A 15,660-nucleotide genomic window follows, 5' to 3' on the forward strand; every position below is an offset into this window, starting at 1 on the left:
GGGCATCCACCGCATCAACCAGAACCCGCAGCTGCCTTGGTCCTTCCTCGCCCACACGGGCCTTACCCTCCACCCGCCAACCCCATGGAACTAACAAAAAGATCAGTAGAGGTCATCTCATTTGGTGGCTACGTGTGGGGAGCCCGCGGCAAGTCGAGCCATCTCGTGCAGGCGGTGCCAGTACTCAGGGGCGTCCGCTTCGCCGAGTACAGGTATGACCTGGTCTAGGCAGGCGATGCAGCGAAGCAGAATGCTTCGGCCCCGCGCTTCGAGCTCGCCGCCGCTCTTGATCCCCGTGAAAACGCAGCCTGCGGTGTCCGAGTCCAGCATCACCACGTCGAAGCCGGCCCGGTCCGCTCCGGCCAATCCGGGAGGAAACGGCAGTTACATGAACTCTTGGTACAGGCGTGATACGGCCTCAAACACAGTCTCTTCGCTCACGCGGACCATCATGGCGCAGCTTTCACAACGCCTGGAGTCGTCTTGAGCCTGCGGTAGCAGATGAGGGTGCAGGCGATGCTGGTGAAGGCGAGGAAGTGGTCGGCCTTGCGTTCGTAGCTTCGGTGGAGGCGCCGACAGCCAGCGAGCCAGGCCATGGTGCGTTCGATGGTCCACCGGTGACGGCCCAGCCTCTGCGAGGACTCGACACCTTTGCGGGCGATGCGGTGGGTGATGCCACGCTGGCGTAACCATTGCCGCAGGTGGGAGTAGTCGTAGCCCTTGTCGCCGTGGAGCTTGCCGGGCTTGCGCCGCCTGCGTCCGCGGCGGGACCGGATCGGCGGTATGCCCTTCACCAGCGGGATCAGGGCCTGGCTGTCGTGCAGATTCGCCGCCGAGATCCCGACAGAGAAGGGCAGACCTGTCCGCTCGGTGATCAAGTGGATCTTCGAGCCGTACTTGCCCCGGTCCACAGGATTCGGACCTGTCAGGTCCCCCTTTTCAAGGCCCGCATGTTCACCGAGTCGATCGCGCAGTGGGACCAGTCCAGCTCGCCTCGGGACCCGAGCTCGTCGAGGACCAGGCGGTAGAGCTTGGCCCACACCCTGGCCTTCGTCCACTCAGAGAAGCGTCGGTGGGCCGTCGCTCCCGACGGCCCGAACGACGCGGACGGCAGCTGCTGCCACGTACAGCCCGACGTGGCCACGAACACGATCGCGGCCAGCACCTCCCGGTCACCGTGCCGCCGCCGGCCACCACCCTGGGGCCGCGACGGAGCCTCCGGCACCACCCGCTGGAACAGCTCCCACAGCTCGTCCGGCACCAGCCGCTCAACAATCCCCACCACAGACCGCAGCCTACTGACCCTGCCAAATGAGATGACCTCTAAGGGCGGCAAGCTGCGTGACGTACCCCTGCCCGACCCCGTGGCGGACGCGCTCAAGGCCCATATGAAGCTCTTCCCGCCGGTGGAGATCACGCTGCCCTGGATGCGCGCCGGCGGTCCGCCGGTGACCAAGCGGCTGCTCTTCACCGGTCCGCTGGGAGGGCACGTCTGGCGCACGTCTCTGAACGAGGACCACTGGAAGCCCGCACTGGCCAAGGTGGGCGTCATCCCCACGGCGAAGAGCCGGGAGCACGCCGCCGCGCGCGAGCACGGGATGCACGCCCTGAGGCACTTCTACGCCTCGGTGCTGCTGGACGCCGGAGAGAGCATCAAGGCCGTCAGCGAGTACCTGGGCCACTCCGACCCGGGACTCACGCTGAAGGTGTACGCCCACCTGATGCCGAGCAGCCGGGACCGCGCGCGGCAGGCACTCGGCAGGGCCCTGAGGCCGGACGACTCTCCGCACTGAGGGCCCAGGGTGGGCCCAGAGCGCGAAAATGCCCCCGATCTGCGCCGTGTGCGCAGGTCAGGGGCATGATCACTATTCCTACTTCTTCTTGCCCTGGTTCCTGACCGCCTCGATGGCGGCCGCCGCGGCCTCCGGGTCGAGGTAGGTGCCGCCCGGGTTGAGGGGCTTGAAGTTCTCGTCCAGCTCGTAGGAGAGCGGGATGCCCGTCGGGATGTTGAGGCCGGCGATGTCGGCGTCCGAGATGCCGTCCAGGTGCTTCACCAGGGCGCGGAGGCTGTTGCCGTGGGCGGCGACCAGGACCGTGCGGCCGGCGAGGAGGTCCGGGACGATGTTGTCGTACCAGTACGGGAGCATCCGCTCGACGACGTCCTTGAGGCACTCGGTCTGCGGGCGCAGCTCCGGCGGGATCGAGGCGTAGCGGGCGTCGTGGGCCTGCGAGTACTCGCTGTCGTCGGACAGGGCCGGCGGCGGGGTGTCGTACGAGCGGCGCCACAGCATGAACTGCTCCTCGCCGAACTCGGCGAGCGTCTGGGCCTTGTCCTTGCCCTGGAGGGCGCCGTAGTGACGCTCGTTGAGGCGCCAGGAGCGGCTGACCGGGATCCAGTGGCGGTCGGCGGACTCGAGGGCGAGCTGCGCCGTGCGGATGGCGCGCTTCTGGAGGGAGGTGTGCAGCACGTCGGGCAGGAGGCCGGCGTCCTTGAGCAGCTCGCCGCCGCGCGTCGCCTCCTTCTCGCCCTTGGCGGTGAGGTTCACGTCCACCCATCCGGTGAACAGGTTCTTCTCGTTCCACTCGCTCTCGCCGTGGCGGAGGAGGATCAGCTTGTACGGTGCGTCGGCCATGCGTACGAGCCTAATCGACCGCTGACGATTGACGCGCGTCGTCAATTCGCTGGCGTCCGACGTATGAGATGCGTAAGTTACGAGAGCCGGAAGCAGGGCTTACGTACAGCAGGGGGCCGCCACACATGTCCATCGATTCGCTCAGACGATCAGCCCGGGCGACGGTCTCCGGCCTCCCCCAGGGATTCTGGTGGTTGTGGCTGTCCACCCTGGTCAATCGGACCGGGGCCTTCGTCCTCACCTTCCTCTCCCTCTACCTGACCGTCGAGCTCGGGCACTCCGCCTGGTTCGCCGGACTCGTCGTCGCCCTCCACGGGCTCGGCGGCGTCGCGGGATCGCCGCTCGGCGGCATGCTCACCGACCGCTGGGGCCGCCGGCCCACCATGGTCTCCATGCACCTCGCGGCCGCCGCCTGCGCCGCCGCCCTCGCCGTCGTCACCAGCGCCTGGGCCATCGCCGCCGTCGTCCTGCTCATGGGCGTCGCCATGCAGGCCGTCCGCCCCTCCATCAACGCGACCATCGCCGACATGGTCCCCGCCCACGACGTGCGCCGGGCGTACGCCCTCAACTACTGGGCCCTCAACCTCGGCTTCGCCATCGCCTCCATCGGCGGCGGCGCCGCGATGTTCCTCGGCTACCGCACCCTCTTCGTCGTCGACGCCGTCGCCACCACCCTGTGCGCCCTCATCGTCTTCCTCCGGCTCCCGGAGACCCGGCCCGAGACCCCGACCGACACGGCGGGCGAGCCGGTCGCCGAGGAGAGGGTCAGCATGCTCACCGTGCTGCGCGACGCGCCCTTCCGCACGCTCGTCCTCCTCAACCTGCTCGTCTGCCTCGTCTTCACCGCCCCCTGGATCGGTCTGCCGCTCACCATGGCGGGCCAGGGCCTCTCGCCCTCCTCGTACGGCGTCGTCATCGCCGTCAACGGCATCGTGATCGTCGGCTTCCAGCTGCTCGTCAACAAGCTGACGGACAAGCGCTCCCCGGTCGTCCTGCTGAGCCTCTCCGCCCTCCTCTTCGCCTTCGGCACCGGCGCCACCGCCCTCGCCGGCTCCCCCGTCGCCTTCGCCGCGACCGTCATCGTCTGGACGATCGGCGAGATGATCCACGTCCCGACGAACGCCGCCGCCACCGCCCGCCTCGCCCCCGAGCACGCCCGGGGCCGCTACCAGGGCGTGATGGGCATGTCCTGGGCCGTCGCCGCCTTCGTCGCCCCGATCGGCGCCGGCGCGATCGTCGACGGCCCCGGCCCCGACGTCCTGTGGGCGGCGTGCGCCGCGATCGGCGTCGCCGCCGCGGTCGGGTACTCGATCCGGCTGCGGAAGGCCCTGTGCGAGGAGCCCGAGGAAGCCGCCGCCGCAGCGGGACCGGTCAGGACCGAGGAAGCCGCCCCCGCCGCCGGACCGGTGAAGACCGAGGACGCCCCGTCCTCCGTCAGCGCCTGACCCGCTCCGTGTCGCCGTAGGCCGCCCACGCGGCCACGGCGAACCCCGTCCCCTCCCTCCGCACTTCGGCGGCGCCCGCCCCGCCGAAGTGCGCGGGGACGACCAGCTCCCGCTCGTCGGCGGCCCGTTCGAGGATCCGCCGGCGGCTGACCGCCGCCCCCGCCGGATCCAGGCAGAAGCAACTGGCGCGCTCCGGGTCGAGGATCTGCACCGGGCTGTGGAGCAGGTCGCCGACGAAGACCGCCCGGTCCGTCCCGGACGCCAGCCGCAGCACGGCCGAGCCCGGGGTGTGACCGGGCGCCGACTCCAGGACCAGGTTCTCGTCGATGCGGTGGGACCCGTCCCAGAGCGTGACCAGCTCCGCGCGGTGCACGGGCGCCACGCTGTCCCCGTAGATCAGCCGGTCCTCCTCCTGCAGGCCGCCGCCGTACGCGTTCTCCGGGCCGAAGTGGAAGTCGTCGGCGGCGGGGAGGAGGTAGCGGGCGTTCGGGAACGTCGGCGCCCACCCCCCTTCGACGGGGCGCGTGTTCCAGCCGACGTGGTCCGCGTGCAGATGCGTGTTGACGACGACGTCGACGTCCTCGGGCCGGACGCCCGCCCGCTCCAGACGGCCGAGGAAACCGTCCTGCCGGTGGTGGAAGTGCGGCGAGTGCGGCCGCTCCCGCCCGTCGCCCACCCCCGTGTCCACCAGGACGGTCCGTCCGCCGCTGCGCAGCACCCAGGTCTGCAGCGCCATGACCGCGCTGTCGCCGTCCGGCGCCCAGTGGTCCGGCGCCAGCCACTCCTCGTTGTCCTTCCACACCTCGGCCCCGGCGTCCGGGACGAGGGCGCGGGCGGGCGCGAACGGCCCCTGCCACTCGACGATCCGGATGATCTCGACGTCCCCCAGGACGATGCTCTGTGCGCTCTCGTTCGTCATGGGATCGACGGTAGGGAGGGCGGGTGAGCCTCTCAATGCCTCCTCGGCTCTTCTGCATGCGCCAGACGCTCAGTACGCTCCCCGCCATGGTGGACGTGGTGAGCGACGCGATCGCGGCCGTACGGGTCGGGCGGCCGTCCTCCGACCGGGTACGGGTCGGAGGACGCTGGTGCGCGCGGCTCGCCCCGTACGAAGGGGCCGGCTTCCACGTCGTGCTCGGCGGCAGCTGCTGGCTGCTGCCCGACGGCGGCGAACCGGTCGCGCTCGGCGCGGGCGACGTGGTGCTGCTCCCGCACGGCACCGGGCACGTCATCGCCGACGCGCCCGCCGACGCGGAGACGGTCGCGCGGGCGGTCCCCTTCGAGCGCTGGGCCGACGGCAGCCTTCCGCGGCGGCCCCGGACGCACGCGGGCACGCGCGAGGTCGAGATGCTCTGCGGCAAGTACCGCCTCGACCGCAGCCACGCGCACCCGCTGCTCACGGAACTCCCGCCGCTCGTCCACCTGCCCGCCCGCGCCGGCGCGCACCCGGAACTCCGGGCGGCGATCGGCCTTCTGGAGGGCGAGCTGGACGAACGCCGGCCGGGCGCCTCCCTCGCGCTCCCCAGCCTGCTCGACCTGCTGTTCGTCTACATGATCCGGTCCTGGGCGGCCGAGAGCACGGCCGGGGCGTGGCCGGCCGCCCTGGGCGACCCGGTGACGGCCGCCGCGCTGCGCGCGCTGCACTCCGACCCGGCCGCGCCCTGGACCGTCGACCGGCTCGCGGCCGAGGCGGGCGTCTCCCGCCCCACGCTCGCCCGCCGCTTCACCGCCCTGGTGGGCCGGCCCCCGATGGCGTACCTCACCTGGTGGCGGCTGACCCGCGCCGCCGCGCTCCTCCGCGACACCGGCGACCCGCTGGCGACGGTCGCCCGCCACGTCGGCTACGCCTCGCCGTACGCCCTGTCCCACGCCTTCCGCCGCGAGTTCGGCACGACGCCGGGGCGGTACAGGAACGGCTGCTAGACGGTCGGCTTCTGGATCAGGTTCTTGAAGGCGTCGAGGTTGCGGGTCGACTCGCCGCGTGAGACGCGCCATTCGTACTCGCGGCGGATCGCCGACGCGAAGCCCAGTTCCAGGAGGGTGTTGAAGTCGCCGTCCGCCGCCTCCAGGACCGAGCCGAGCAGGCGGTCCAGTTCCTCCGGGGTGACGGCGGAGAGCGGGAGCTTGCCGGCGAGGTAGACGTCGCCGAGCGGGTCGACCGCGTAACCCACCCCGTACAGGCGGAGGTTGCGCTCCAGGAGCCAGCGGTGGACGCCCGCCTCGTTCTCGTCCGGGTGCCGGATGACGAAGGCGTTGAGGGAGAGGGAGTGGCGGCCCGCCCGGAGCGACAGGGTGGTGAACAGCTTGCGCGTGCCCGGGAGCTTCACGACGTACGAGCCGGGCTCCGGGGACTCCCAGTCCAGCTCCGCGTCGTTGAAGGTGTCCTCGATGATCCGCCGAACGTCCTCAGCCATGGTGCGAGCGTACGCGACGGCGGTTCTCGCGCAGCCGGTGGTCGTGCATGGCGGCCGTGTACACGTCCGCCGTTCCCGAGGCCGCGGTGTCCCAGCCGAAGGAACCGGCGTGCAGCGCCGCCGCCTCGCCCATCCGGGCCGACAGCGACGGGTCCGCCACGAAGCGGCCGAGCGCGCGGGCGTAGTCCGCCGGGTCGTGCCCCTGGACGAGGAGACCGGTCACCTCGTCCCGTACCGCCACGGGCAGACCGCCGACCGCCGCCGCGACGACCGGCGTGCCCGCCGCCTGCGCCTCGATCGCGACCAGGCCGAAGGACTCGCTGTACGAGGGCATGACGAGGACGCTCGCCGCGCGGAACCAGTCCGCGAGCCGGTCCTGCCCCACCGGCGGGTGGAAGCGCACGACGTCCGAGATGCCCAGCCGGGCGGCCAGCTTCTGCAGCTGCTCCGGCTTCGCCAGGCCGCTGCCGCTCGGCCCGCCGACCACCGGGACGACCATGCGGGTACGGAGGGAAGGGTCCTGGTCCAGGAGCCGGGCGGCCGCGCGGAGCAGGATGTCCGGGGCCTTCAGCGGCTGTATCCGGCCGGCGAAGACCGGGATGAACGCGTCCTGCGGCAGACCGAGCCGGGCGCGGGCGGCGGCGCGGCCGTCCGCCGGGCGGAAGTGGTCGAGGTTGACGCCCGGGTGCACGACCGCGATCTTGCCGGGGTCCGCCTCGTAGAAGCGGGCGAGCTCGTCGGCCTCCTCGGCCGTGTTCGCGATCAGCCGGTCGGCGGCGGCGACGATCTGCGTCTCGCCGATCACCCGCGCCGCGGGCTCGGGGGTGTCGCCCTCGGCGAGCGCGGCGTTCTTGACCTTCGCCATGGTGTGCATGGCGTGGACGAGCGGGACGCCCCAGCGCTCGGCGGCCAGCCAGCCGACGTGGCCGGAGAGCCAGTAGTGGGAGTGGACCAGGTCGTAGTGGCCGGGACGGTGGCCCGCCCACGCCTGCATCACGCCGTGCGTGAAGGCGCAGAGCTGCGCCGGCAGCTCCTCCTTGGCGAGCCCCTCGTACGGGCCGGCGTCGACGTGCCGGACGAGGACGCCCGGGGTCAGCTCGACGACCGGGGGGAGGCCGCCGGTGGTGGCCCGGGTGAAGATCTCCACCTCGATGTCGATGGCGGCGAGACGTTTCGCCAGCTCGACGATGTAGACGTTCATGCCGCCCGCGTCGCCCGTGCCGGGCTGGTGCAGCGGCGAGGTGTGGACGCTGAGCATGGCCACGCGCCGGGGGGTGCGGTGCCGGCCGGGGAGCCGGAGCCTGGCCGGCGCCGGGTGCCGGTGCCGGGTACCGGCGAACCGGGACACGTACTGGCTCACGTCGGCGGTCCTTCCGCTCGGGGGCTGCGCTGGGCGGGCATGACAGTCGGAGGGCGCGCTACGTCCTCCACCTGCGGCAACAGCGGAACGGGCCGGTTCATTTCCGCGGGAGGGGTGCTTTGCCAATTCGTTGCCGGGCCGGGTCCGCGGGGCGGGCGGCCGTGGGCCCCCTCCCCCACCCCTTACGCTCGTGGCATGGCCCCGCGCACCACCCGCCCCGTCGGCACGCCGACCCGCGGGACCACCAACCCGAACCGGCTGCGCCGCATGGACCGCTGGATCGCCGCCGTCCACGGCCCCGCCCTGCGCCGCTTCCCCGAGCCGCCGCTCGCCGTCGACCTCGGGTACGGGGCCGCCCCCTGGACCGCCGTCGAGCTCCTGGCCCGGCTGCGCACCGCCGAGCCCCGCACCCGGCTCTACGGCATCGAGATCGAGCCCGCCCGCGTCGAGGCCGCGAAGCCGTACGAGCGGGAGGGCCTGTCCTTCGTGCACGGCGGCTTCGAGGTGCCGGTGCCCGGCCGGGTCGCCCTGATCCGGGCCGCGAACGTGCTGCGCCAGTACGACGAGGACCAGGTCGCGGCCGTCTGGGCCCGGCTCTGCGGGCGGCTCGCGCCCGGCGGGCTGCTCGTGGAGGGGACCTGCGACGAGATCGGGCGCCGGCACGTGTGGGTGGCGCTCGACGCGGACGGGCCCCGCACGGTGACCTTCGCGACCCGGCTGGGGTCGCTCGACCGGCCTTCGGACCTCGCGGAGCGGCTGCCGAAGGCGCTCATCCACCGGAACGTGCCGGGCGAGCCGGTGCACGCCTTCCTGCGGGACTTCGACCGGGCCTGGGCGGCGGCGGCCCCGTACGCCTCACTGGGCGCCCGGCAGCGGTGGATCCGCGCCGTCCGCGACCTGGCGGCGGACTGGCCCCTGACGGACGGCCCGCGCCGCTGGCGCCAGGGCGAGGTGACGGTCCGCTGGGAGGCGCTGGCGCCGCGCCCGTGACGGTGCGGGACGAGCGGAAGCGCCCGTGACGGTACGGGACAGGCGGAAGCGCCCGTGACGGTACGCCAGGTGGACGCCTCCCCCGTTTTCACCAACTCCCGCTGAATTTCCCGTACGCGGGGAACGCCGCACGCACATCACTCGTCCCCCGTGAGGGGACGCGGCCCGACAGGCCCCGGTTTCCCCTGTTGCTTTCCGGTTTCGCATGGCACTATCGCCAGGTCACCACAAGTTACTGACGGTAAATCAGATTTGGGTCACTCGAGGGGGAGCTCGTGAACCGACGCCGCCACGCCACTGCCGCGATCACCGTGATCTGCGCCCTGACCGTGCTGGCCTCTCCCGCACTGACCCTCCAGGCCTCCGCCGCGCCGCTCCCGCCTCCCCCTCCGAAGAAGAGCCTGGAGGAGGTGCGCGAGGAGATCGACGACCTGTACCGCAAGGCGGCCGTCGCCACCGACGCGTACAACCTCGCCGAGGAGAAGACCAAGGAGCAGTCCGCCGAGATCGTCCGGCTCGCCCGGATGATCGTGGACGGCCGCGAGAAGATCGAGGACCTCAAGGCCAGGGCCGGCGCCCAGGCCCGCGCCCAGTACCGCAACGGCGGCCTCCCCGACGGCGCGCAGCTCGTCCTCACGAACGACCCGCAGCTCTTCCTCGACGCCACCGGACGGCTCAAGGCCGGCGCCAAGGCCACCAGCGACCTCCTGGGCGAGATGACCCGCGCGCAGGCCGAGTTGGACACGTACGCCAAGGACGCCGGCACGAACTGGACCAAGCTGGAGGCCAACCGCGTCCGGCAGGCGAAGGCGAAGAAGGAGATCAACGACAAGATCGCCGCCGCCAAGAAGCTGGAGTCCGAGCTCGCCGCCGAGGAGCGCGAGCGGCTGCGGATCCTGGAGGAGCAGGCGCAGCTCCGGGCCCAGACGACCTGGCTCGGCACCGGCGTCCTCGACGGCCTGAAGGAGGGCGCGACCGCGGAGGGCAAGAAGGCGGTGGCGTTCGCGACGGCGCAGATCGGCAAGCCGTACGTCTGGGGCGCGGAGGGACCGAAGTCGTACGACTGCTCCGGCCTGACCCAGAGCGCCTGGGGTGCGGCCGGCCGGAACATCCCGCGCACCTCGCAGGAGCAGTGGCGGCTGCTTCCGCACGTGGACGTCAAGGACATGCGGCCCGGCGACCTGATCGTCTACTTCAAGGACGCGAGCCACATCGGGATGTACGTCGGGAACGGGACGATCGTGCACGCCCCGCGCCCCGGCCGGAACGTGACCCTCGCGGGCGCGGGCTCGATGGAGATCCTCGGGGTGGTCCGTCCTTCGTGACGGCGGCCACGTCGCGCCGCGCTCCGGGGCGCGGTCCGTCCTTCGTGACGCGGGCCACCTCCGCGCCGCGCCGGGCGTGACGGGAGCCACGTCCGGCGCGTGACCTTTCTCATGGGCCCGACGCGCCCGTGCGGACCGAACGAGGGCAAGTACCTCCCTTTCCGCGGCATATGCCAAGCGCGGCGCGCGCTCTCACAGGCTGATCACCATTCCGCTGCGCACCGCCCTACCGCTATGGTCCGGGACGGGCGGGACGCCACCCGGCGCCCTGCGCACCCTCGGGGGGAGGGAAGGAAACCCGGACCGATGCCCGTATCCGTACCGCGCCAGAGAAACGTCTCTGCCGCTGCGGGACCCGGCGACGCCACCCCAATGGACGCCACTCCCATGACAGGCACAGTCACAGGCACCGATCGCACCGATCTCACTCTCCTGGTCGTCGAGGACGACCCGGCGGGTGCCCTCGCCGTGCCCGAACTGCTCGACGCGGCCGACGCCGCCGGCACCCGGGTCCGCATCCGTACCGCCCGCAACCTCACCGAGGCCGAGCGGCTCCTCACCGACGACGTCCACTGCGTCCTCGTCGACCTCTCGCTGCCCGGCCCCCGGGCAGCCGTGGGCGACGACCCGCTCGCCCCGCTGCGGCACATCCTGCGCCTCGCCCCGCGCCACGCCGTCCTCGCGCTCGCGGCCTCCGCCGACGCCGAGCTGGCGGCCGAGGCGGTACGCGTCGGGGCCCAGGACCACCTCTTCCGCGAGGAGCTCGACGGGCGGCTGCTCAGCCGGGCCATCCGGTACGCCGTCGAGCGCAAGCGGGCCGACGCCGTCCAGTCGAAGCTCACCGAGTCCAGGCTGCGCGCCCAGGAGAACGCCCGCCTCGAACGCGGCCTCCTGCCGACCCCGCTCCTGGAGGGCTCCGAGCTGCGGTTCGCCTCCCGCTACCGGCCCGGCCGCTCCCGCGCCCTGCTCGGCGGCGACTTCTACGACACCGTCCGCACCCCCGACGGCACCGTCCACGCCATGATCGGCGACGTCTGCGGGCACGGCCCCGACGAGGCCGCCCTCGGCGTCGAGCTGCGGATCGCCTGGCGGGCCCTGACCTTCGCCGGCCTGTGCGGGGACGAGCTGCTCTCGACGATGCAGCAGGTCCTGGAGCACGAGCGGGAGAGCGACGAGATCTTCGCGACCCTCTGCACCGTCGACATAGCGCCCGACGGCCGCCGGGCCGGGCTCTGCCTGGCCGGCCACCCCTCGCCGCTGATCGCCCGGCAGGGGCAGGCCGCGCGCCTCCTCCCGTACGAGGACGGGGGTCCGGCCCTCGGACTGCTGCCGCGCGCCCGCTGGCCGCGCCGGCAGGTCGAGCTGGGCGGGGCGTGGAGCCTGCTCATGTACACGGACGGGCTCATCGAGGGCCGCTCGGCCGGCCCCGGCTCGCCGCGGCTCGGCCAGGACGGGATGGTCGAGATGATCAACCGCCAGCTGGCCTCGGGCCTGCGCGGCGAGGAGCTCCTGGAGGCCGCCGTGACGGAGGTCCGGTCCCTGAACGGCGGCGAGCTGACGGACGACGTCGCCGTCCTGGCCCTGGAAAGGGACAGGACCCGGGTCTGAGACCCGGGTCCTGTCGTCGTACTGCTCTACCGGCCGCCGTTGTAGGGGCCGTACGGTCCGTCGCTGCTGGAGCCGCCGCCACGGCGGCCGCCCCGGCCTCCGCCGGACACCTGCGCGAGCGCGGGGCGCACGTCCACCATGAAGACGATGGCGGCGATCAGGCCCGCGATCTGCAGGAACAGCATCGGCAGGAGCAGGTTCAGGGCAAGGTTGATGCCCAGAATGATCAGCCAGAACTTCTTCGTCTGCTTCTCGGCGGCGCGGTAGGCGTCCTCGCGCGCCATGGCGGCGAAGACGAGCGCGGCGACGGCGAAGCCGGTGAAGATCAGGAAGATCACCAGATTGAGAAGGGAGTCGAATCCCGCGCGCAACATGCTGAGCACCGCCTAGTGGAAAGAGATGGAGCGCCTCGCGGTCAAGGTACCCGGTACAACGCACCGCGTACCCGAATTGGTGCCCGGCCCTACTCCTTCTCGGCGGCGACGGCCGTCTTCTTGGCGGGGGCCTTGCGGGCGGCGGCCTTCCGCGCGGGCTTGGCGGGCTCGTCGTCCTGCTTCGCCTCGGGCTCGGCCTCCGGCTCCGCCTCCGCCTCCGGCTCGACGACGACGGCGATCTCGGTGATCTCCTCGGCGACCTCGCCGCGCCACGCCTTGACGGCCTCCTCGCCGTGGGCGGCGACCTCCTCGTACTTCTCGCGCGCCTTGACCGCGTACTCGGCGGCGACGCCGACCCCGCGCAGGGCCAGGTCCTGGCAGGTCTCGCCGAGCTTCTTGAGGTCGGTGTCGAGGCTGCCGACGACCTCGGCGAGCTTCGACTGCACGGTGGCCTGGGCCTCCTTGGCCTGCGTGGACACCTTCTCCTGCACGGCCTTCGGGTCGGTCTTCCGTACGGCGTCGATGCGCGCGGGCGCCTCGGCGGCGAGCTGCTCGATCAGGCCGGGAACCTTCTTGGCCTGCTGCACGGCGAGGTCGGCGGTGCCGGCGGCGAAGTAGAGAGGGGTACGCAGTTCGTCGATGATGGCCATGCTGGTGTTCCTCCCGGATGTGACGTACTAGCTCGAGGGCGGTGCGGCATCGGGCGCGGCGGCCGCCTGCTCGGCGGCGTCGGCGGCGTTCTCCTTGCGGAAGGAGTCGTAGATCTGGAGCAGCACCTGCTTCTGCCGCTCGTTGATCGAGGGATCGGCCAGGATGACGGCGCGCGTCTCCAGCTCCTCCCGCTCCTTCTCGTCGAGGATCCCGGCCCGTACGTAGAGCGTCTCGGCGGAGATCCGCAGCGCCTTCGCGACCTGCTGCAGGACCTCGGCGCTGGGCTTGCGCAGCCCGCGCTCGATCTGGCTGAGGTACGGATTCGACACCCCGGCGGCGTCGGCGAGCTGCCGCAGGGAGAGCTGCGCGGTCCGCCGCTGCTCGCGGAGGTACTCACCGAGATTGCCGACGTTGAGCGATGCCATGCCCCGACCATGCCAGCCTTTGCTAACTATTGCAAGCAGGTGCTTGCAACAGTCGTGCGCCCGGTGTCGTGCCATGCTGGGCGGCGTGGACCTGGACGACCTGAAACGCCTGCGCCGCGCGCGGGACACGATGGACCGCGCGTACGCGTCACCGCTGGACGTCCCCGCCCTGGCGAGGGTCGCCCTGATGTCGACGGGGCACTTCGCGCGCAGCTTCCGCACGGCGTTCGGCGAGACGCCGTACAGCTACCTCATGACGCGGCGCGTCGAGCGGGCGAAGGCGCTGCTGCGGCGGGGGGACCTGAGCGTGACGGAGGTCTGCTTCGAGGTCGGCTGTACGTCGCTCGGGTCGTTCAGCTCGCGCTTCACGGAGCTGGTGGGCGAGACGCCGAGCGCGTACCGGGCGCGGGCCCACGAGGAGGGCGCGGCGATGCCGGCGTGCGTGGCCAAGGTGCTCACCCGCCCGGTGAAGGGCAGGGGCGAACCGATCAGGAACGGAGAAGCGGGCCCGAGCGCCGCGCCGTAGCGTCGACGGCATGAACGACATCAAGCTCTCGCAGTGCTTCATCACCGTCGACGACGCCGACAAGGCGCTCGCCTTCTACCGTGACGCCGTCGGCCTCGAGGTCCGCAACGACGTCGGCTACGAGGGGATGCGCTGGGTGACCCTCGGGTCGCCCGCCCAGCCGGACGTGGCGGTCGTCCTGGAGACCCCGCTGCCCGACCCGGGCGCCTCGGAGGCCGAGCGCGAGGCGGTCAGGGAGCTCCTCGCCAAGGGCCACCTGCGCGGCGTGATCTTCTCGACCGAGGACGTCGACGCCACCTTCGAGCGCGTCCGGGCGGCCGGCGGCGAGGTCCTCCAGGAGCCGGTCGACCAGCACTACGGCGTCCGCGACTGCGCCTTCCGCGACCCGTCCGGCAACATGATCCGCTTCTCCCAGCCCAAGGCCTGACCCCTCCGACCCGACGGCCGGACCATCGACCACCGCCCACGCCAGGCGCTCGACCGGGACACCCCGGCCGAGCGCCTGCACCGGTTTCGCGGGAGCGGTCGGACGCCGGCGGGCGCGGGCGGGGCACGGCCGTGCCAGCATGGAACCAAAGTCCAACGGGGAGGGAAACCATGACGGTTGACGAGCAGAAACGACGCCGGGCGGACGTCCTCGACGAGACGGCGGCCCCGGGCCCGGGGCGCTTCACCGGCCCCGCGACCGGGGACGAACTGCCCATGCTCGTCGGGTTCCTGGCGGACCAGCGGGCGACGCTGGTCCTGAAGTGCGCGGGTCTCGGCGAGGAGTTGGCGGCGACGTCGGCGGAACCGTCCACCCTCTCCCTGCTCGGCCTGGTCCGGCACCTCGCCGACGTCGAGCGCCACTGGTTCCGCGAGGTGCTCGCCGGGGAGCGGGACGCGCGCCCCCTCTTCTCCTCGCCGGACTCCCCGGACGGGGACTTCGACGAGGCCTCGGCGGACCCGGCGGCCGTCGCGGAGGCCTGGGAGGCCTGGCGCGCGGCGGTCGCCTACTCCGACCGCTTCACGGCGGAGGCCCCGCACCTCGACGTCACGGGCGAGGACGGGTGGCGCGGCCGGGTGTCCCTGCGGTGGGTCCTGATCCACCTGATCGAGGAGTACGCCCGCCACAACGGCCACGCGGACCTCCTGCGCGAGCGCATCGACGGCACGCGGGGGGTGTAGCGGACCTCCGTCCGCCGCGCCCGCGCCCGCGCCCGGTGGACCCGGGGCGCCGCCCCACCGGGCGTGGGCGCCGCACGGGCGCGGGCGCCGCACGGGCGCGGCCCGCACCGCCCCGGACTCGTCCGCTTCGCGATGATCCGTCACGGATCGGTTCTCGTTACGCTGGCAGGCATGACCTCCATGGCCCCCACCCGCACCGAGCCCGACCTCTCCTACCTCCTCGATCACACCAGTCACGTCCTCCGGACGCGGATGGCCGCCGCGCTCGGGGAGATCGGACTCACCGCGCGGATGCACTGCGTGCTGGTGCACGCGCTGGAGGAGGAGCGGACCCAGGCGCAGCTCGCCGAGATCGGGGACATGGACAAGACCACGATGGTGGTGACCGTCGACGCCCTGGAGAAGGCCGGACTCGCCGAGCGCAGGCCGTCCGCCACCGACCGCCGCGCGCGGATCATCGCGGTGACCGAGGCGGGGGCGGAGGTCGCCCGCCAGAGCCAGCTGATCGTCGACGGGGTGCACGAGGGCGCCCTCTCCTCCCTGCCCGACGACGAGCGCGAGGTTCTCGTGCGCGCCCTCGGCCGGCTGGCCGCCGAGCACCTCGCGGCGCCCGTCGAGAGCCCCCGGCCCGCCCGCCGCGCCCGCCAGCGCACATGAGACCCGAACTCCTCCCGTAAAAAATAGTCTGCAACAAAACCTTCTGCTAACGTCTCTCCTGTCGCCTCCGACGAACAGGAGAGAT

The 15,660-nt window shown here is 72.3% G+C and carries 17 protein-coding genes and 1 pseudogene; 10 read left to right on the top strand and 8 right to left on the bottom strand.

The genetic code is table 11. The features are described from left to right. Positions 1-449 precede the first annotated feature (449 nt). Positions 450-1,276 (bottom strand): IS5 family transposase gene (locus GGE06_RS40070; RefSeq protein WP_184933155.1). Its coding sequence is split into 2 segments (ribosomal slippage): positions 450-937 and positions 937-1,276, totalling 828 coding nucleotides; the frame shifts between segments, so codons are not numbered across the junction. A 49-nt stretch (positions 1,277-1,325) separates the two neighbouring features. Here GGE06_RS40070 and GGE06_RS40075 point away from each other — a divergent pair. Further along, positions 1,326-1,793, top strand: a pseudogene (locus GGE06_RS40075) (tyrosine-type recombinase/integrase); the annotation flags it as partial. A 78-nt stretch (positions 1,794-1,871) separates the two neighbouring features. Here the strand turns inward: GGE06_RS40075 and GGE06_RS40080 are convergent. Next, positions 1,872-2,633, bottom strand: a complete 762-nt coding sequence (locus GGE06_RS40080; RefSeq protein WP_116159723.1) for a phosphoglyceromutase — start codon at positions 2,631-2,633, stop codon at positions 1,872-1,874. A gap of 125 nt (positions 2,634-2,758) precedes the next feature. Here GGE06_RS40080 and GGE06_RS40085 point away from each other — a divergent pair, with 125 nt between their 5' ends. Beyond that, positions 2,759-4,078 carry an MDR family MFS transporter gene (locus GGE06_RS40085; RefSeq protein WP_184933136.1) on the top strand — a complete coding sequence of 440 codons (1,320 nt, stop codon included), beginning with the start codon at positions 2,759-2,761 and terminating at the stop codon, positions 4,076-4,078. Here GGE06_RS40085 and GGE06_RS40090 read toward each other — a convergent pair. Next, positions 4,068-4,997, bottom strand: a complete 930-nt coding sequence (locus GGE06_RS40090; protein ID WP_116159725.1) for an MBL fold metallo-hydrolase — start codon at positions 4,995-4,997, stop codon at positions 4,068-4,070. The genes GGE06_RS40085 and GGE06_RS40090 overlap by 11 nt on opposite strands. Before the next feature lie 89 nt (positions 4,998-5,086). On the opposite strand from GGE06_RS40090, the gene GGE06_RS40095 reads away from it, so the two are divergent. Beyond that, positions 5,087-6,001: an AraC family transcriptional regulator gene (locus GGE06_RS40095; protein WP_184933156.1), complete on the top strand. Its 915-nt coding sequence runs from the start codon at positions 5,087-5,089 to the stop codon at positions 5,999-6,001. Here the strand turns inward: GGE06_RS40095 and GGE06_RS40100 are convergent. Continuing rightward, complete coding sequence (locus GGE06_RS40100) at positions 5,998-6,492, bottom strand: type III secretion system chaperone family protein (RefSeq protein WP_116159726.1); 495 nt, start codon at positions 6,490-6,492, stop codon at positions 5,998-6,000. The genes GGE06_RS40095 and GGE06_RS40100 overlap by 4 nt on opposite strands. Further along, on the bottom strand, positions 6,485-7,852 hold the full coding sequence (mshA, locus tag GGE06_RS40105) for a D-inositol-3-phosphate glycosyltransferase (protein ID WP_116159727.1): 1,368 nt from the start codon (positions 7,850-7,852) through the stop codon (positions 6,485-6,487). The genes GGE06_RS40100 and mshA overlap by 8 nt, the downstream gene beginning before the upstream one ends. Positions 7,853-8,047: 195 nt before the next feature. On the opposite strand from mshA, the gene GGE06_RS40110 reads away from it, so the two are divergent. The 3 genes from GGE06_RS40110 to GGE06_RS40120 all read left to right on the top strand — a co-directional run bounded on the left by GGE06_RS40110 (position 8,048) and on the right by GGE06_RS40120 (position 11,775). Then, the gene (locus GGE06_RS40110) at positions 8,048-8,842 is read left to right on the top strand and encodes a class I SAM-dependent methyltransferase (protein ID WP_116159728.1); all 795 of its coding nucleotides are present in this window, start codon (positions 8,048-8,050) and stop codon (positions 8,840-8,842) included. Positions 8,843-9,117: 275 nt separating this feature from the next. Beyond that, the gene (locus GGE06_RS40115) at positions 9,118-10,167 is read left to right on the top strand and encodes a C40 family peptidase (RefSeq protein WP_116159729.1); all 1,050 of its coding nucleotides are present in this window, start codon (positions 9,118-9,120) and stop codon (positions 10,165-10,167) included. 372 nt (positions 10,168-10,539) lie between these two features. Continuing rightward, complete coding sequence (locus GGE06_RS40120) at positions 10,540-11,775, top strand: PP2C family protein-serine/threonine phosphatase (RefSeq protein ID WP_184933137.1); 1,236 nt, start codon at positions 10,540-10,542, stop codon at positions 11,773-11,775. Positions 11,776-11,801: 26 nt separating this feature from the next. Here GGE06_RS40120 and GGE06_RS40125 read toward each other — a convergent pair whose 3' ends face one another. From GGE06_RS40125 to GGE06_RS40135, 3 genes are all read right to left on the bottom strand, one after another. Next, the gene (locus GGE06_RS40125) at positions 11,802-12,149 is read right to left on the bottom strand and encodes a DUF2516 family protein (RefSeq protein WP_116159731.1); all 348 of its coding nucleotides are present in this window, start codon (positions 12,147-12,149) and stop codon (positions 11,802-11,804) included. An 89-nt stretch (positions 12,150-12,238) separates the two neighbouring features. Further along, entirely contained in the window at positions 12,239-12,799 is a 561-nt protein-coding gene (locus GGE06_RS40130; RefSeq protein WP_116159732.1) for a hypothetical protein, read from the bottom strand. 27 nt (positions 12,800-12,826) lie between these two features. Further along, positions 12,827-13,225: a helix-turn-helix domain-containing protein gene (locus GGE06_RS40135; RefSeq protein WP_116159733.1), complete on the bottom strand. Its 399-nt coding sequence runs from the start codon at positions 13,223-13,225 to the stop codon at positions 12,827-12,829. Positions 13,226-13,298: 73 nt separating this feature from the next. Between GGE06_RS40135 and GGE06_RS40140 the strand changes: the two genes are divergently transcribed. The 4 genes from GGE06_RS40140 to GGE06_RS40155 all read left to right on the top strand — a co-directional run bounded on the left by GGE06_RS40140 (position 13,299) and on the right by GGE06_RS40155 (position 15,575). Further along, positions 13,299-13,751, top strand: coding sequence for a helix-turn-helix transcriptional regulator (locus GGE06_RS40140; protein ID WP_116159734.1), 453 nt, complete (start codon positions 13,299-13,301; stop codon positions 13,749-13,751). Between the two features lie 10 nt (positions 13,752-13,761). Next, the gene (locus GGE06_RS40145) at positions 13,762-14,178 is read left to right on the top strand and encodes a VOC family protein (protein WP_116159735.1); all 417 of its coding nucleotides are present in this window, start codon (positions 13,762-13,764) and stop codon (positions 14,176-14,178) included. Positions 14,179-14,348: 170 nt separating this feature from the next. Further along, the gene (locus tag GGE06_RS40150) at positions 14,349-14,918 is read left to right on the top strand and encodes a DinB family protein (protein ID WP_116159736.1); all 570 of its coding nucleotides are present in this window, start codon (positions 14,349-14,351) and stop codon (positions 14,916-14,918) included. A 171-nt stretch (positions 14,919-15,089) separates the two neighbouring features. Next, a complete protein-coding gene (locus GGE06_RS40155) occupies positions 15,090-15,575 on the top strand; it encodes a MarR family winged helix-turn-helix transcriptional regulator (RefSeq protein WP_116159737.1) in 486 nt (161 codons plus the stop codon). Positions 15,576-15,660 lie beyond the last annotated feature (85 nt).

The organism is Streptomyces nymphaeiformis (assembly GCF_014203895.1).
GTDB lineage: Bacteria > Actinomycetota > Actinomycetes > Streptomycetales > Streptomycetaceae > Streptomyces > Streptomyces nymphaeiformis.

Coding starts and splice junctions, on each gene's coding strand:
- GGE06_RS40080 (WP_116159723.1), bottom strand. CDS start 2,633: ATGGCCGACGCACCGTACAAGCTGATCCTCCTCCGCCACGGCGAGAGC.
- GGE06_RS40085 (WP_184933136.1), top strand. CDS start 2,759: ATGTCCATCGATTCGCTCAGACGATCAGCCCGGGCGACGGTCTCCGGC.
- GGE06_RS40090 (WP_116159725.1), bottom strand. CDS start 4,997: ATGACGAACGAGAGCGCACAGAGCATCGTCCTGGGGGACGTCGAGATC.
- GGE06_RS40100 (WP_116159726.1), bottom strand. CDS start 6,492: ATGGCTGAGGACGTTCGGCGGATCATCGAGGACACCTTCAACGACGCG.
- GGE06_RS40110 (WP_116159728.1), top strand. CDS start 8,048: ATGGCCCCGCGCACCACCCGCCCCGTCGGCACGCCGACCCGCGGGACC.
- GGE06_RS40120 (WP_184933137.1), top strand. CDS start 10,540: ATGGACGCCACTCCCATGACAGGCACAGTCACAGGCACCGATCGCACC.
- GGE06_RS40125 (WP_116159731.1), bottom strand. CDS start 12,149: ATGTTGCGCGCGGGATTCGACTCCCTTCTCAATCTGGTGATCTTCCTG.
- GGE06_RS40130 (WP_116159732.1), bottom strand. CDS start 12,799: ATGGCCATCATCGACGAACTGCGTACCCCTCTCTACTTCGCCGCCGGC.
- GGE06_RS40135 (WP_116159733.1), bottom strand. CDS start 13,225: ATGGCATCGCTCAACGTCGGCAATCTCGGTGAGTACCTCCGCGAGCAG.
- GGE06_RS40140 (WP_116159734.1), top strand. CDS start 13,299: ATGCTGGGCGGCGTGGACCTGGACGACCTGAAACGCCTGCGCCGCGCG.
- GGE06_RS40145 (WP_116159735.1), top strand. CDS start 13,762: ATGAACGACATCAAGCTCTCGCAGTGCTTCATCACCGTCGACGACGCC.
- GGE06_RS40150 (WP_116159736.1), top strand. CDS start 14,349: ATGACGGTTGACGAGCAGAAACGACGCCGGGCGGACGTCCTCGACGAG.
- GGE06_RS40155 (WP_116159737.1), top strand. CDS start 15,090: ATGACCTCCATGGCCCCCACCCGCACCGAGCCCGACCTCTCCTACCTC.